The following is a 14,648-nucleotide window of genomic DNA, read 5'->3' on the forward strand; positions in this document are numbered from 1 at the left end:
GGACTCTTCTGTATTTGTGCAAATACGTCCGTAGACGCCGTTCCTAAATTAAGGCAGATCAATCAATATGAATTCGGCTGCCTCTTCGCTGCCGGTGCTGCATACGGAGAACTCCTCCGCATTCCGTATGCGGGCTGCATCACCGGGGCGCAGCGAGAACTTTTGCTTCCCGCAGTACAAATCAATATGGCCGGCGAGCATGAATAAATGCGTTCGGCGCTCGCTGCCGAACGGGATAGCCAGCTCTTCGCCCGTTTGCAGCTTCGGAATATACAGCCGGACATCCTGATTGATGCGCAGGCTGCGACCGCTCCCCCCGGGCTCAATAACAGGCTTCAGCAGCCCTTCCCGTTCCTGCCAAGGAAACCATCGGCTATCCCATGCCGGCTTCAAATTCCTCCTCTCCGGCAGGAACCACATCTGAATAAAGCGCACAGGCTCTGTGGGCGAAGGATTGCTCTCGGAGTGGCGAATGCCTGCTCCGGCACTCATGACCTGTACACTCCCTGCCGCCAGATCCTGCCTATTGCCGAGATCATCCTCATGCCGCAGCGTCCCTGATACTACATAAGTGACGATCTCCAGGTCATGATGCGGATGGGGCGCCAGCCCTTGGCCAGGCTGAACGACGTTATCGTTTAAAGCAAGCAGACAGCCGAAATGAGCATTGCTCGGATCATCATAATCGGCAAAGGAGAAGCTGAATTCGCTATGAATGGCTCCCTTGTCCGATGTATGGCGTTCCTCTGCGGTGACCACTTTGATCATCGTTATCCTCCTCGCTCTCTATCAAGATCAATACTTGGATTCATGGCGTTAAGATGGTGGTTTGGAGATGGTTTGAATATTTCTTACCCTTAACGCAAAAACACTAATCAAAGTACGTCTGAAAGAGCTGGAATCTGGCGCAGAACACTAATTCTTCAATGTGAATACAGTCTCCGTTTGGCCGACGACATTCCCCTCGTCATTCAAAATACGGGCCGGGAATTGTTCCTCCAGCTTGAGCATCAGCTCCCGGTTGCTATAATCGAGCTGCTTCAAGATTTCCAGGACAATCCTTCCCCATTCTTCCTCAGAACCGTCGGATACCTTAAAGGCAACGCCCAGCCGTTCCCGTCTGAGACTAAAGCCATATACGCCTTTAAAGCCGCCTTTGGCGATAATATTGTCATCTTCCAGCAGGGCGGAGTCGATGCGCCCGCTGCCCCCGACAAGCTCGGGACGGGCATTCATGGCGCGGGTAATTTGCCGTACGGCTGCCGCCGTACGATCGTCCTGTATTCGGTCAGGGCAAGCCAGTTTCATATAAGCGGCAGCTAATGCGGACAAGGGCAAAGCGAATACCGGAAAACCGCAGCCGTCCGTCCCCCGCCCGATGTCTTCCGCCGAAATGCCGGCAAGCTGGGCCAGCGTCTCGATAATTTCCTGCTGAACAGGATGGTCGGGCTCATGATAGCTTGCCAGGTCAAGGCCCTTCATTTTGCAATAAGCGAGCACGCCCAGATGTTTACCCGAACAATTGTGGTATAATCTGCGCCGCTGCCCACCGGACCGAAGAAGCGCTTCCCGGGACCTGCCGTCCAGCGGCAGGCTGGGAGCGCATACCAGGCCCTCTTCTTCTACCCCGATCTTGGAGAGCAGGGATTCCAACACATCAATATGAACATCCTCTGCGCGATGAGAAGCGGTCATTACCGCTACTTCGGCATCGGTTAAACGATAAGCTTCCTTAATGCCGGCCCGAATGGCCGGAATGGCTTGAAAAGGTTTCGCGGCCGAACGGGTAAATACCCGGGCGTGCGGATCGCCGGCATGCATCAGTACCCGGCCTTCTTCATCCACTACGCATATATTCCCGCGATGACTGCATTCCAGAATGCCTGCGCGATATTCCTCAATCAATAATGTATCTCTCAAGCTGTCCATCGCTCTTATACTCCCCTTTCATGAACCCGTGCCATTCCAGTATAGTACAGCGGCTTCGCTGGTGCCAAATCGGGCAATTTGAGCGGCCCAGCAGGGGGATTTCTTGTTTCACTCCTTCTTCTGACGTTTATATAGGAAGTAAGCTGAACAACTTCTGTCAATGACGACAAACGGACATATAAGGAGCGATGAGACATGAATAAAGAAGAAATGGACTGCCAAGTTCAAAGCGGTTCTACGTTTACTAAAGGCCTTGTCATCGGCGCACTGCTCGGAGCGGCCGCCGCTCTTCTATACGCGCCTAAGCCGGGACGCGAGCTGCGCAGCGATCTGAGCGAGAAGCTGAGCGCAGCTACGGATAAATCGAAGGAGGTTGCCGCCGTCGTAGGCGAGAAAGCGACGGACCTCGCGAAGAATGTGACCGAGAAAACGACGGATCTCGCCAAAACGGTCAGCGAAAGTGCGGGAACAATTTTTAACAGCGCCAAAGAAGCATCCGCCGATGTAGCCGAGGATGTAAAGCGCGCCTCCGATGATGTGATGAATGAAGCCAAGCAATCATGACGGGGCTGTCCCCTGAAGTAGCCAGCTCTTAGAGCTGGCTACTTATTGTTTCATCCTATGAAGCACTATCCATGCCACATTCGAGGAGGGAACGTCATGGCGCGCACTCAACCATTCGATCCTCAGGAGCATCCCTTTGAACTGAGGCATGAAGTCAAACGCTTGAATGGCAGGCTGGACTATATTGCCGATCTGCTGGAAAAGGCGGAGTTCAAAGATATTCTCGAGAACTATACAAGCCCCAAAAAGCGCATACTTACTAATTTCATGGCCGGCCTGTCGCGCGGCCTCGGCCTGAGCGTCGGCACCTTTGTCGTGCTTGGTCTGCTGGGCTGGGTGCTGAGTCTGTTCGTAGATATCCCCATGGTAGGCGATTACATCAAAGAGCTGCAGGATTACATTAAATCCAAGCCGTAACGGCACACTGTAATAAGGCGCGATGCCCTATTACGAAAGAGGAGATGATGATGATGGCCCGATTCAGTCCGGAGCAGGAGCAAGAGAAATATGTGAATAAGCAAATCAGGGAAGCGCGCGAAGGCGAGTATCCGGAGCATAAAAGCATCCGTGAAGCCGAGAACGGCTCCATGGTCAACGATATGGAGGACTTAAAGCAGCTTGGCGAGGATATGGATGAAATGTCGACCAACAGCGAGGATGAAGCGCGGGGGCTTAGCCCCGATCCGGAACAATAAATAGCCCGGGCAAGCCGCTCAGGAAGGTAACAGAGCCCGGACAAACACAAGAACCTGACGCCTCGCGCCAGGTTCTTTCACCGTTTTGTTTTATTTACAGATGTGAATCCTCTTTGTCCACCTGCAGCAGATCCCCTGTCCACCCCTTCATGTTCATCCATAAATAAAAGGCGAGGGTACTGAAAATCGTTATCGCACTAATGATTAAAAACCCGGTAATGCCCGTCTTGACCCAAGGCAAAAAGTCGAAATTCATGCCCCAAATGGCCCCAATCACCGTTGCTGGTGTAAAGATCGCCGTCATAATGGTCAGCGTCTTCATAATATCATTCCCGCGAAAAGCGGAAACGGCCTCATCGATGGAAATCAGCGTATCAATCTCCTTCTCGTAATGCTTGAAGAGCACATGCATACGCTCTGTCCGGAACACCAGGCGTTTGAAATATACGCTGTCTTCCAGTTCCCCTGCCGAATATGCCTCCCGGGCTGCCGTCACGATTTCCTGAAAGGGAATAAACAGGTTAGACCAGTATAGCAGCTCAAAACGGGAATTCAGTATCTGGTCCATTAAATGCTTCTTGTTATGCTTTTGCATCATCTCTTCGACCTTGCGGAGATTTTGCTCAAACCGGTCCATGCCGATATGAATATAGTGGAGAATCGTGCGAATCAATACGAACATGCCCTCGACCGGCAGCCTGCAGGCGTGCAGCATCAGCATTTTCTCCCGCATATGCATTCTATCCCGGGTATGGGCGTCCAGATTAAGGGTAATAAAGCAATCCTTGTTCACAAAAAAATGGATATGCACGCAGTCTTTCATTTCCTGCATTTCCTGTTCCACGGAATAGACGAGCGAGCCGAACATGATCGCATTCTTTCCGTCAGGAAACCGCACCGATAAATAATTCGTGTCCACGGAAGGTATAATATCCAGCCATTCCTCTGTATCAGGTATATCCTGACGAAGCTCTTGAATGGCCGCATCGTCCCAGCCGCTAATTTCAAGGTCATGCCACTTCCAGCCCTGCCCGCTTGTAATAAGGCGCTGCCCTCGCTTCACGTGGTTCAAGCTTCGTCCCCCTCTCATCGAAAAGACACGCCGTTCCTTTCGGAAGCAAGCGTGCCTTTATGTCCTATCCCATTCAAACCGCTAATATAGATTAGAGTTTGACATAATTTGCTTCAATTTCTCTGTCGCTCTTTTTTGGATCCGGGAAACACTCATTTGTGAAACTCCCAACTGTTGGGCGATGGCACGCTGGGATTGCCCCTCCTGGAAGGCCAGCAGCAATACCTGCTGCTCCTGCTCCTTCAGCTGGCTAAGCGCTTGCTGCAAATCCATCCGCTTCTCTACGGTGTCATAATCATTGGCTTCCGAGCTGATTAGTTCACCGAGCGTAGCCGCGCTTTCGTCCTGGGATAAAGGAGAATCCAGCGATACATAGTGGTAGCATTCCCGCCCAGCGAGTACTTCGACCGTTTCCTCCACCGAAAGATCCAAATATTCGGCGATTTCTTTCACGTCGGGGGAACGTTCCAATTTCACTGTCAGCTCATCGATTGCCTGCTGAACTAGGGCGCCCTTCTCCTTGATACGGCGCGGCACCTGGATGTACCAGGACTTGTCCCGCAGAAAGTTCTTCATGTGCCCGATCATGCTTTTCATGGCATAAGGCTCAAACGGGATGCCCAGTTCGATGTCATACTGCTGCAGCAGCCGAATCAGCGCCATCTGTCCGACCTGATATAAATCCTCATACAGGTCAGGGCGGTTGCGGGCGATTTTGCCTGCTGCCATCTTGACCATCGGCTCGTATTTCTGAATGAGAACCGTCGCAATCTCGTTGTCTTTCGTTTGCTGATATTTCCAGATCAGGCTGGTTGATTCATTCAAAGACTCGGGGGGAGTCATTTTATCGCTCATACCTTCTCCTCGCTCTTTACGAGCCGACGCGTAAGAACAACCTTGGTCCCTTGGCCGGCCGCACTTTCCACGCTTACGTCATCCATAAGCGCCTCCATGAGATAAAAGCCCAGCCCGCCAATTTGAGCTTCACTCAGTTCCTTGTCGTGTAACGATGCCCGATCTGCAGCAATACCCCAAGAATCAAAGCTTTCCCCTTCGTCTTTAACCGTAATCGATAAAGCATCCTGGTGCACTTCAAAGGTCACTTCCATTATTCCTGGTTCCTGCTTGTACGCATATAATACGGAGTTATTGCAGGCCTCTGAAACCGCAACCTTCATATCCTCAATTTCTTCGTAGGAAAATCCGATCTTAGAGGCTACGCCATAAAGATTCAATCTGACGATATCCACATAATCCGCAGTGGCCGGCAAACTGATAACAACTCTCTGTACTTCGTCTTTCATTCTTACTTCGATCCTTTCCTATTGGGAATTCTCTTGTGCGGCAAAAAACTTGGCAATCCCTGTCATATCGAAGAGCTTTTGGATTTGATCAGGCACTTCTTCTACCAGGAACTCCGCCTTCATGCCATGTCTTGCTTTTAGGATGGACAACAGAATTCCGATACCCGTACTATCGATATATTTCAAGTCTTTCATGTTGATGATCAGATGCAGTTCCCCATCCCCGACAAGCGGCTCCATCACCTGACGGAAATCAGGAGCAACGGACAAATCCAGCTCACCTCGTAAATACACCGTGCAGGTGCCGTTCTCCAGTTGCGACGTAGCTGAAAACTTATCATTCTTATTTGTATTCATAGACCACTCTCTCCTGAAAAATGTTTTCTCTATTCATAACCCGAAAGGACGAGTTATGAATCAACCACGCTTTCCCGGTACGTCTCCTGCAGCTGCTTCATCGATCCCTGAATAGCTCCGCTGCTGTACTTGGTTATCATCTTCCTCACAGAGCTGAGCTTCACCGGCTTGCTGATGTAATCGTTCATCCCCGCCTTCAGGCACTTGCTCCTTACGCCCTCCATCACATTCGCCGTCATGGCAATGATGACGGGTGGCTGCCTGTCAGGGCACTGGCTTTCACGAATCCGTTCTGTAGCTTCGAGACCGTCCATAACGGGCATCTGCAAATCCATGAAAATCATTGAATACCCGTCCCCTTCCAGAGCCATACGGACAGCCTCGGCTCCGTCTTCAGCTACAATGGCTTCATAACCCAGCTTGTTCAGCATGCTGACCATAAGGCGCTGGTTGATGGGATGGTCATCGACAACAAGCATCCGCTCTGGCTGCAGGAGCTTGCCTTCCGCTGGAGGACAGACGCAATAATTCGGCTCTTCCTCCTCGTCTACACATTTGCGAACCTGGACCGAAAAGGTAAAGGCAGCCCCTTTTTCCTCCTGGGGCTCCACCCGGATTTCGCCCCCCATCAACTGTACCAGCGTCTGGCATATGGCGAGGCCGAGGCCGGTTCCCCCGTATTTTCTTGTCATGGACGAATCCAATTGCGAGAACGGCTTGAAGAGCTTGTCGACCTTGTCAGGAGCAATGCCGATACCGGTATCCTTCACCGTGAATTCCAAAATGAGCTTATCTGGATCGTCTTTGTCGCGGCTTGAAGATACGACCAAATAAATCCCGCCCTGGTCGGTGAACTTAATGGAATTGGCTATCAAATTAATCAGCACCTGACGTAATCGCCCCATATCTCCATAAAGGACCTGAGGAATGCCATCATCCATAAAGTACACGAGTTCCAAGCCCTTGCGGCTGGCATCGACCAAAAACATGTTAAACACTTCCTGGATGCCGGCTCGAAGCTCAAACGGGCTCTCCTCCAGCTCCATTTTTCCAGATTCCATTTTCGTAAAGTCGAGTATATCATTAATGATCGTCACTAAGGTATTCGCGCTGTTGCGGATGATCTCGGCATATTCCTTCTGTTCATCCTGCAGCTCCGTTTCCAGCAGCAAATCGATCATGCCGATGACGCCGTTCATCGGGGTACGGATCTCATGGCTCATCATCGCTAAAAATTCCGTCTTGGCCTTCGCGGCAATCTCCGCTGCCTCCTTGGCCTTCACCAATTCATCGTTGATCCGTTCCAGTTCCTGCGTCTTCTGCTGCAGCAGCATGCTCTGTGTCTTATGGCGCTGGTTCGTGATGTACATATCCACGAAGCCATCGATTTTCGATTTTAAAATTTGCGGAATAAACGGTTTGACCATATAATCGATCGCACCCGCCGAATAGCCCTCGAATAAATGCTCTGCATCCTTGCTGTTCGCCGAAATGAATATAATCGGTATATCCTTCGTCTTATCCCGGGCCTTGATCAGCCTGGCTGTCTCAATGCCATCCATTCCCGGCATTTGCACGTCAAGCACGATCACGGCAAAATTATCCTTGAGCAAATATTTGAGCGCCTCTTGGCCCGATGTGGCCAGTACGAGCTTATATTGTTCGCTGCCCAGCACGGCTTCCAGGGCCATTAAATTCTCAGGACGGTCGTCTACCAACAAAATGTGAATCGGTTCTTCAACCCCCATGAAATCCTCCTGCCAATTCTGTCGAAAGATCACTTGACCTTTCGATATATTTTCTCTTCACGGTCCAACGCCTCGTAGCAGTCCGTGAAGTCCGTAAAATGAATCGATTCCTTAGCACCCAGCACCAGTACGCCAAAGTGGCTTAAGCTTTCGTGAAATAGGGAATGAACGCGGTTTCGCAGCGTTTCGTCAAAATAGATCATCACGTTACGACAAAATATAACATTAAACTCATTGAAGGAGCGGTCTGTCGCGAGGTTATGTTCGGCAAAAATAATGTTCTTGCGCAGAAACGGCTGAAAAATAACCGAGTTATATTTCGCCGTATAGTATTCGGAGAACGAGCGCGTCCCGCCCGCCTCCAAATAATTTTTCGTATACTGCTTCATTTTCTGGATCCCGACGATCCCCTCTTTGGCCATTTGCAGCGATCTGTCGTTCATATCGGTAGCATAAATGCGGGCTTTATCGTAGAGACCTTCCTCATGAAGCAATATGGCCATGGAGTACACTTCTTCTCCCGTGGAGCAGCCCGCATGCCAAATGCGAATATAAGGATAAGTTCGCAGCAGGGGGATAACCTTCTCCCTAAATACCCGGAACAGATTCGGGTCGCGAAACATTTCCGTCACCGGAATCGACAGGTTGTTTACAAAACGCTCAAAACACTCCCGGTCATGGAAAATTTTCTCCTGCAGTCCGGAAATCGTCTGCAGCTGCTCGGAATGCACATGATGCCAGATCCTTCTGCGCAGAGAGGGAGCGGCATAATTTCGAAAATCATAACCATACAGACGATGGACTCCCTCCAGCAGCAGCTCAATCTCGATATTCTCACGCTCGCTCTGGTTAGGGTCATAAGGAATATCATCTTCAAAGTCTATAAAATCACTGGATGACATGAATTCAACTCCGCTTTCTCAATAAAATACAGCTTGCTGCCTGAACAGCCTTCTAAAATATTATTACCCCGTTATTCTGCTTACGAATACAACCATACACGCATCAATGAGAGTAATTGATCCGTTTGGATCGGCTTCTTCACATAATCGGAGGCCCCGGCTTCAATACATTTCGAGCGATCCTCCTTCATCGCCTTGGCGGTCAAGGCAATAATTGGAAGCTTTGCGAACTCCGGCTTCTCCCGAATGCGGCGCATCGCTTCATAGCCGTCCATTTCAGGCATCATCATATCCATCAAAATAAGATCGAAATCGCTTTGCTCCTCCAATATCTCGAGCGCCTCCCGGCCATTCTCGGCATAAACCACGTTCATCCGATAGCCTTCAAGTACGCTGGATAACGCAAATACGTTCCGGACGTCATCGTCTACGAGCAGAATCTTCTTACCTTCGAACAGTTCCTCCTTGTTGTGCAGCTTCTGAAGTATTTTCCGTTTGTCCTCCGGCAGGTTCGCTTCCACGCGGTGCAGGAACAGTGTCGTCTCGTCGAGCAGCCGCTCCGGCGATTTAACGTCCTTGATAATGATCGACTCGGCATACTTGCGGAGCCTTGTCTCTTCCTTCTTATCCAGATCCTTGCCGGTATAAATAATGATCGGCAGATCGTTCAAATTCTCGTCATCACGGATTTGATCGAGCAATTCAAAGCCGGTCATGTCCGTCAGCATCAGATCGAGCACCATGCAATCATAATGCTTCGTCCGCAGTTCTTCGAGAGCGTCGGCTCCCGTAGCCACCGCTGTGATAGCCACGTCGTCATGGCCGATCAATTCGATAATCGATTTCTGCTGAATTTCATCATCCTCCACGATCAGCAGATGCTTCAGGCTTTTCTCCGTATAGGACTCAATATAAGTGAAGGCTCGTTCGAGATGCTCTCTTGAGGATGGTTTGCGCAAGTAGGCGATCGCTCCCATCATTAAACCCTGCTTCGCGTCATCGACGACAGAAATAACATGTACCGGAATATGCCTTGTCTTGGCATCGCTCTTTAGCTCGTTCAGAATCGACCAGCCATCCATGACAGGCAGCTGAATATCCAGAATGATCGCATCCGGCAAATATTTATGAACGAGGCGCAGTCCCTCGTCGCCTTGAACGGCAACGAGTCCTTTAAAGCCGTGATTCCGTGACATTTCCAGCAGGATTTTGGCAAATACGACGTCATCCTCGATAATAAGCAGTACTTTGTCCTCGCTTGCGATCAATTCCCGGTCATCCTCAATCGGGTGGGGCGCAGCAGCCTGCTCCTCTGCCGGCGCAGGCAGCGCGAAGGCCTCCTGACTCAGCCTCGGAGATCCAATGACGGCAGTTGCAGCCGCCTCTTTCGATGCCCCAAACAGCTTGGATCCCGGTTCCTTCGGCAAATACAGCGTGAAGCTGCTGCCTTCCCCTTCCTTGGTAACAAGGCCGATTCCGCCGCCAAGCAGCGCGGACAACCCCCGGCTAATCGAGAGACCGAGGCCGGTTCCGCCGTATTTGCGGCTCGTCGTCCCGTCCACCTGCTGGAAGGCCTCAAAGATCAAGTCTGTCTTATCCTCTGGCACACCGATTCCGGTATCCCTGACCGTCAACGCCAAGTACTCGCGGTTGTCCTCGAGGTAGCTAGGCAATTGTTCCGGGGAGGCCATATTGACCAGAAATGCAACCTCGCCCTCATTTGTAAATTTAAATGCATTCGAGAGCAGGTTTCGCAAAATCTGTTTTACGCGGTGGCCGTCGGTCATAATTCGTTCCGGCACTTCGGGGCTTACTTCCAGCCGCAGCTGGATGCCTTTGCTTTCGGCAACGGGACGGAAATTATGCTCGACGAACCGCTCAAGCTCCTCCATACTGACCGACTCCTGATTTACTTCCATTTTGCCGGCATCCACCTTCGATAAATCGAGGATCTCGTCGATCATCTTCAGCAGATCCGTTCCAGACATATGAATCGTCTGGGCATATTCAACCTGCTTTGGCGTCAAATTATTATCCTTATTCTCCGACAGCAGCTGAGACAAAATAAGCAGGCTGTTCAGGGGAGTACGCAGCTCATGCGACATATTCGCCAGAAACTCCGACTTGTATTTGCTCGTGACAGCAAGCTGGGAGGCATGACGCTCCAGTTCTTCCTTTGTTTTCTCGATCTCCTCGTTCTTCTCCTTAACTTCCTGAACCTGCTCCTCGAGGGCGCGGGTCTTGGCGATCAGCTCCGTATTGTAGTGCTCCAGCTCCTCCTGCTGCCGCTGCAGCAGTTCTTCAGAGCGCTTCAACGCCGCTGTCTGCTTCTCCATGCTTTCATTGGAGCGGCGAAGCTCTTCCTGCTGCGTCTGCAGCTCTTCCGACTGCACCTGCAATTCCTCAGTCAGAGCCTGCGATTCGCGCAGCAGCTCTTCGACACGAAGCCTGCGGTTGACGTTATTTAATACGACGCCCAAATTCACCGTCAGCTCTCCAAGCAATTGCTCCTCAAGTGATGTAAATTGATCCAGGCAGGCCAATTCGACGACACCCAGCAGCTCGTCTTCAAACAGGATTGGATAAATAAGCACATGGGCAGGCTTCGCTTCACCCAATGCCGAGCGGACAGACAAGTAATCTGCCGGCGTTTCGCTAAGGGATATCGGCTTATGATCAAGGGCAACCTGGCCAATGAGGCCCTCGCCAACCTTAAACATCGCCGGAGAGTTCAATTCTCCTTCCTTGGCATAGCTTCCCGCCAGATACAGCTCGTCCGGGTTTTCGCTCTCCTTCCGGATATAAATGGCGCCGACTGTTCCGCCAAGAACCGGGGTAAACTCATTGATGAACATCTGCGATATCTGTTCCAGCGAGTTGATGCCATGCAGCAGCTCGGTTATTCGCGCCAGGTTCGAGTTAATCCAGTTCAAATCCTTCTGCTGCTGCACGAACCTCCTCTCAAGCTCCTGCTTCTCCCGCAGATCCTCGCTCAGCTCCTGGAAGACACGGGCTACGCTGCCTATCTCGTCTCTAGACTGGAACGGTATGTTTCGGATCTCTTCGAACTGCTCCTTGCCAAAATGCTTGATCATGGCATTAACGACGCTAAGCCCCTTGGTAATGCTTGGCAGCACCCACAGCACGATACCAAGCCCCAAGAGCAGGCCGAACGTCATCGTCGCGACCGTAATCTGGATCGAGCTCTGATACGCATCATTTGCCTCCTTGATTTCGGCCTCAATCTGAATATCAAGGTAATCTTTCAGATCATTCAGTGTATCCAGCAAACGATCCTGGATATCCTGTCCGGAAGAAATCCGGTATTCGTTGGCACGATCATATTGCTCATTGCTCAGAAGCGCTATAATGCGCGCTTGATAGTTTGTAAAGTCCAGGCTTGCTTCTTCAATCTTCTTGATGAGCTGACGCTCATCCCCGTTCGTCAGGCTGTTACGGAGCAGCTGCATATTCTGCTGCGCCGACTCCGCTCTTTTCTCGAGCTTGCCGCTCTCTTGCACGAAATAATCCTGGTTTTTCACTTGAACCATATTCGTAAGGATCCGGGCCATATCGTTCACATCGCCGCGCATTCCCGTAGAAGCCTTTACTTTCATATAGCCGTCCTGATACACGTGGTCCAGCTGGGTATTCATAAAATGCAGCCGTTCGTAGCTGGCGAAAGTCAATACCAGCATGATGATCAGAAGTGAGCTGAAGCCGATAATTAACTTGCTTCTGATTTTCATTCGCTAATCTCTCCTTCTTTAAGCGTGATCCAGACCAGGCACTTATCGTCTTCCCGCTCCTGCAGGTGTCCCTCGTCAAAAAATAACCGCTGCATCAAATCCTTGTCCAGCCTGCGGCTCCCGTCCAAGGTCCGTTCCAGGTATTCGATCTGCTCATCCTGCGTCCCTTCCACCACTTCCATTAAACCATCGGTATACAGGACGATATGGCCTTCTCCTTCATACGAAATCGTATGAGTCTCGGTCTCCATCTTGTCGAACAATCCTACAGGCGGACATACCGTTTCCAGCCTGACCACCTCTCTCCCCTTCTGGAAGAACAGCGCTGGAGGATGCCCGGCGTTGACGTAATCGATCTTCTTATGCTTCGTATCGACGACAAGGTAAATGGCTGTAAAGTAATATTGCACGAGCTGATTTTCGATATGAAGCTGATTAAAGCGCCGATTTAGCTCCTGCACGACCTTCTCAGGCTCAACGTAGGTGCTGACCGTATCTTTGAGCACCGAAGCGATGAACATGCAGAACAAAGATGAAGATATACCATGACCCATCATATCCAGAAGTATTACACCGTACCGCCCTTCACCGAGCGGATACCAGGAATACAAATCTCCGGCCAGCTCAAAGGACGGCTTGTACATGGCATCGATTGCGAACTGCGGATCGTCGATGGCGGAGCTTAGAACGGCATGCTGCACCAGCGCGGCTAGCTTCAATTCCTCCTGAATCCGCTGGTCTCTTTCCTTATGCCAATCCTTCTCCTGCTTTAGCCTGAGCGCCAGGCGGATTCTCGCCATGAGCTCTACTTTATTGATCGGCTTCGTCACATAGTCGACCGCCCCGGCGTCAAGAGCTTCAGCCAGCTTCTTGGAGTCGCCGACTGCGGTAACCATAATGATGGGAATATCCTTTAGCCTCTCATATTTCTGAATGATGCGGCAGGCCGTAATACCGTCCATTTCCGGCATCATCATATCCAGCAATATCAAATCAATATCAGAAGACCCAGGCATCAGCTCGCCTCCTGGTTCTTCGATTCCCAGCCGTTGGAACATCTCTGCCGCAGAAGAAGCCGCTACCGTATTTCTGTAATTTTCTTTTTTCAATATCTCTCGAATAATAATTATGTTAGTCGGATTGTCATCCACGATTAATATTTTCACCTGAATTCTCCTCACAACGAAAAATAGGCCCTAAACTCCTCGTTCTGCGTAAAAAAACATAGATAAGGAATGGGGGAGAGCGGTTCCCCATTCCTTATCCATGTTTTGATCCTATAGCTTCAGGGCGAGAGTTCCTCTTCATTAAGCCGTATATCTTGCTATAACTAGTACTTTGCCCAAATCCAGCTCCTTCTCGTAAAAGGCAGCCTCTGACTTCGTGAATCCCAAGGATTCGATCTTGGCGCGGAGTTCGTCGCCGCGCGAACGGAAGAGGTTGGCGATGGCATCGAAGATGCCTTCCTCCTTAATGCCGATTTCATTCGCATCGGATGTGTCTGCAATTCGTTCCGTACGGTCCTGCTCATGGGCGAGCACAAAGATATCGTCCTTCGCGTATCCGGCCGAGCGCAGCTCATTTACGGCTTCTACCGCCTGAACTCCGTTCTGAACCACCTTGGCATAAGACTTCTTGTCCGTCATACTCATTGTCAGCACTCTCCTTTGTCTATAATGAATCCTATCCTTCTCTGTCGCCACGGGCTGTTATTACCCTTTTCCGCATCGTTTGAAACAAAATATTTCATGTTTTTATTTAAACATGGTTAAAATGCGATCGTATCGAACAAGTCGACGCCTACAATAGCTTTTGTCGCCGGATGGCGATATATTTTTACCGCCGCCAAATCACGGATATATACATCTCCGTCTTCCGCCGTAAAGTCAGGCTCCCCGAGAGCCTGCGCAATCTCCTGCTTCTCCAGCGGGAGCCATTGTCCGTTCAATTGGATTTTTCCGGGGCAGCCCTCCGCACTTGCGTCCACATCCACATGGACATAATATACCAAATCCTCACTTAATCCGACAGTAATGTCCTTGTACTGATATTCAGTATAGCCCGAATAAACATCCTTGTTGATCGACAGCGGCTTGCCTTTCTTTCGGACGACGCTGTCGCGGTCGTCGAAAAGGCTCACCTCGCCCATCGACTCAAATTCCGTGATGGGCTTGAGATTGGATTGCTGCGTCTGGGCAAGTTTCACAGGAAGCCGCGGAATGCTGTCCACGGTTGCTGGAGTATGGTCTGGAGAAGCTGTTAAGAGCCCGAGCAGCAATAACATCATGTTCAGCATCGTTCTCACCTCTTCTTGGAAACTTGCCGATC

The 14,648-nt window shown here is 50.6% G+C and carries 15 protein-coding genes; 3 read left to right on the top strand and 12 right to left on the bottom strand.

Annotated features, from left to right (window positions below; genetic code table 11):
- Positions 1-48: 48 nt before the first annotated feature.
- Positions 49-768: a pirin family protein gene (locus tag MKX50_RS21155; RefSeq protein WP_339157725.1), complete on the bottom strand. Its 720-nt coding sequence runs from the start codon at positions 766-768 to the stop codon at positions 49-51.
- A gap of 147 nt (positions 769-915) precedes the next feature.
- A complete protein-coding gene (locus tag MKX50_RS21160) occupies positions 916-1,929 on the bottom strand; it encodes an asparaginase (RefSeq protein WP_339157726.1) in 1,014 nt (337 codons plus the stop codon).
- Positions 1,930-2,124: 195 nt separating this feature from the next.
- On the opposite strand from MKX50_RS21160, the gene MKX50_RS21165 reads away from it, so the two are divergent.
- The 3 genes from MKX50_RS21165 to MKX50_RS21175 all read left to right on the top strand — a co-directional run bounded on the left by MKX50_RS21165 (position 2,125) and on the right by MKX50_RS21175 (position 3,188).
- The gene (locus MKX50_RS21165; protein WP_213593815.1) at positions 2,125-2,493 is read left to right on the top strand and encodes a YtxH domain-containing protein; all 369 of its coding nucleotides are present in this window, start codon (positions 2,125-2,127) and stop codon (positions 2,491-2,493) included.
- Between the two features lie 96 nt (positions 2,494-2,589).
- Entirely contained in the window at positions 2,590-2,910 is a 321-nt protein-coding gene (locus MKX50_RS21170) for a DUF5665 domain-containing protein (RefSeq protein WP_339157727.1), read from the top strand.
- Between the two features lie 53 nt (positions 2,911-2,963).
- Positions 2,964-3,188, top strand: a complete 225-nt coding sequence (locus tag MKX50_RS21175) for a hypothetical protein (protein ID WP_283925802.1) — start codon at positions 2,964-2,966, stop codon at positions 3,186-3,188.
- A gap of 94 nt (positions 3,189-3,282) precedes the next feature.
- Here MKX50_RS21175 and MKX50_RS21180 read toward each other — a convergent pair whose 3' ends face one another.
- From MKX50_RS21180 to MKX50_RS21225, 10 genes are all read right to left on the bottom strand, one after another.
- On the bottom strand, positions 3,283-4,251 hold the full coding sequence (locus MKX50_RS21180) for a magnesium transporter CorA family protein (RefSeq protein WP_339160230.1): 969 nt from the start codon (positions 4,249-4,251) through the stop codon (positions 3,283-3,285).
- Positions 4,252-4,341: 90 nt separating this feature from the next.
- On the bottom strand, positions 4,342-5,115 hold the full coding sequence (locus MKX50_RS21185) for a sigma-70 family RNA polymerase sigma factor (protein WP_155612000.1): 774 nt from the start codon (positions 5,113-5,115) through the stop codon (positions 4,342-4,344).
- Positions 5,112-5,564: an anti-sigma B factor RsbW gene (gene rsbW / locus MKX50_RS21190; protein ID WP_339157728.1), complete on the bottom strand. Its 453-nt coding sequence runs from the start codon at positions 5,562-5,564 to the stop codon at positions 5,112-5,114. Before rsbW ends, MKX50_RS21185 begins: the two co-directional genes overlap by 4 nt.
- Before the next feature lie 18 nt (positions 5,565-5,582).
- Positions 5,583-5,921: an STAS domain-containing protein gene (locus tag MKX50_RS21195; protein WP_155612002.1), complete on the bottom strand. Its 339-nt coding sequence runs from the start codon at positions 5,919-5,921 to the stop codon at positions 5,583-5,585.
- Positions 5,922-5,974: 53 nt separating this feature from the next.
- Complete coding sequence (locus MKX50_RS21200; RefSeq protein WP_339157729.1) at positions 5,975-7,669, bottom strand: response regulator; 1,695 nt, start codon at positions 7,667-7,669, stop codon at positions 5,975-5,977.
- Positions 7,670-7,698: 29 nt separating this feature from the next.
- Positions 7,699-8,571 carry a protein-glutamate O-methyltransferase CheR gene (locus MKX50_RS21205; protein WP_155612004.1) on the bottom strand — a complete coding sequence of 291 codons (873 nt, stop codon included), beginning with the start codon at positions 8,569-8,571 and terminating at the stop codon, positions 7,699-7,701.
- A gap of 80 nt (positions 8,572-8,651) precedes the next feature.
- Positions 8,652-12,320, bottom strand: coding sequence for a response regulator (locus MKX50_RS21210; protein ID WP_339157730.1), 3,669 nt, complete (start codon positions 12,318-12,320; stop codon positions 8,652-8,654).
- A complete protein-coding gene (locus MKX50_RS21215; RefSeq protein ID WP_213593833.1) occupies positions 12,317-13,486 on the bottom strand; it encodes a fused response regulator/phosphatase in 1,170 nt (389 codons plus the stop codon). Before MKX50_RS21215 ends, MKX50_RS21210 begins: the two co-directional genes overlap by 4 nt.
- Positions 13,487-13,627: 141 nt before the next feature.
- Positions 13,628-13,972: a general stress protein gene (locus MKX50_RS21220; protein ID WP_213593835.1), complete on the bottom strand. Its 345-nt coding sequence runs from the start codon at positions 13,970-13,972 to the stop codon at positions 13,628-13,630.
- 116 nt (positions 13,973-14,088) lie between these two features.
- A complete protein-coding gene (locus MKX50_RS21225) occupies positions 14,089-14,616 on the bottom strand; it encodes a hypothetical protein (protein WP_213593837.1) in 528 nt (175 codons plus the stop codon).
- Between the last annotated feature and the right edge of the window lie 32 nt (positions 14,617-14,648).

Source organism: Paenibacillus sp. FSL W8-0186 (genome assembly GCF_037969765.1).
In the GTDB taxonomy this organism is placed as follows: domain Bacteria; phylum Bacillota; class Bacilli; order Paenibacillales; family Paenibacillaceae; genus Fontibacillus; species Fontibacillus woosongensis.

What these genes read in the sequence shown, in the direction of transcription:
- MKX50_RS21175 (WP_283925802.1), top strand. Translation starts at nt 2,964, where the DNA reads ATGGCCCGATTCAGTCCGGAGCAGGAGCAAGAGAAATATGTGAATAAG.
- rsbW (WP_339157728.1), bottom strand. Translation starts at nt 5,564, where the DNA reads ATGAAAGACGAAGTACAGAGAGTTGTTATCAGTTTGCCGGCCACTGCG.
- MKX50_RS21195 (WP_155612002.1), bottom strand. Translation starts at nt 5,921, where the DNA reads ATGAATACAAATAAGAATGATAAGTTTTCAGCTACGTCGCAACTGGAG.
- MKX50_RS21165 (WP_213593815.1), top strand. Translation starts at nt 2,125, where the DNA reads ATGAATAAAGAAGAAATGGACTGCCAAGTTCAAAGCGGTTCTACGTTT.
- MKX50_RS21220 (WP_213593835.1), bottom strand. Translation starts at nt 13,972, where the DNA reads ATGAGTATGACGGACAAGAAGTCTTATGCCAAGGTGGTTCAGAACGGA.
- MKX50_RS21185 (WP_155612000.1), bottom strand. Translation starts at nt 5,115, where the DNA reads ATGAGCGATAAAATGACTCCCCCCGAGTCTTTGAATGAATCAACCAGC.
- MKX50_RS21210 (WP_339157730.1), bottom strand. Translation starts at nt 12,320, where the DNA reads ATGAAAATCAGAAGCAAGTTAATTATCGGCTTCAGCTCACTTCTGATC.
- MKX50_RS21205 (WP_155612004.1), bottom strand. Translation starts at nt 8,571, where the DNA reads ATGTCATCCAGTGATTTTATAGACTTTGAAGATGATATTCCTTATGAC.
- MKX50_RS21155 (WP_339157725.1), bottom strand. Translation starts at nt 768, where the DNA reads ATGATCAAAGTGGTCACCGCAGAGGAACGCCATACATCGGACAAGGGA.
- MKX50_RS21170 (WP_339157727.1), top strand. Translation starts at nt 2,590, where the DNA reads ATGGCGCGCACTCAACCATTCGATCCTCAGGAGCATCCCTTTGAACTG.
- MKX50_RS21225 (WP_213593837.1), bottom strand. Translation starts at nt 14,616, where the DNA reads ATGCTGAACATGATGTTATTGCTGCTCGGGCTCTTAACAGCTTCTCCA.
- MKX50_RS21160 (WP_339157726.1), bottom strand. Translation starts at nt 1,929, where the DNA reads ATGGACAGCTTGAGAGATACATTATTGATTGAGGAATATCGCGCAGGC.
- MKX50_RS21200 (WP_339157729.1), bottom strand. Translation starts at nt 7,669, where the DNA reads ATGGGGGTTGAAGAACCGATTCACATTTTGTTGGTAGACGACCGTCCT.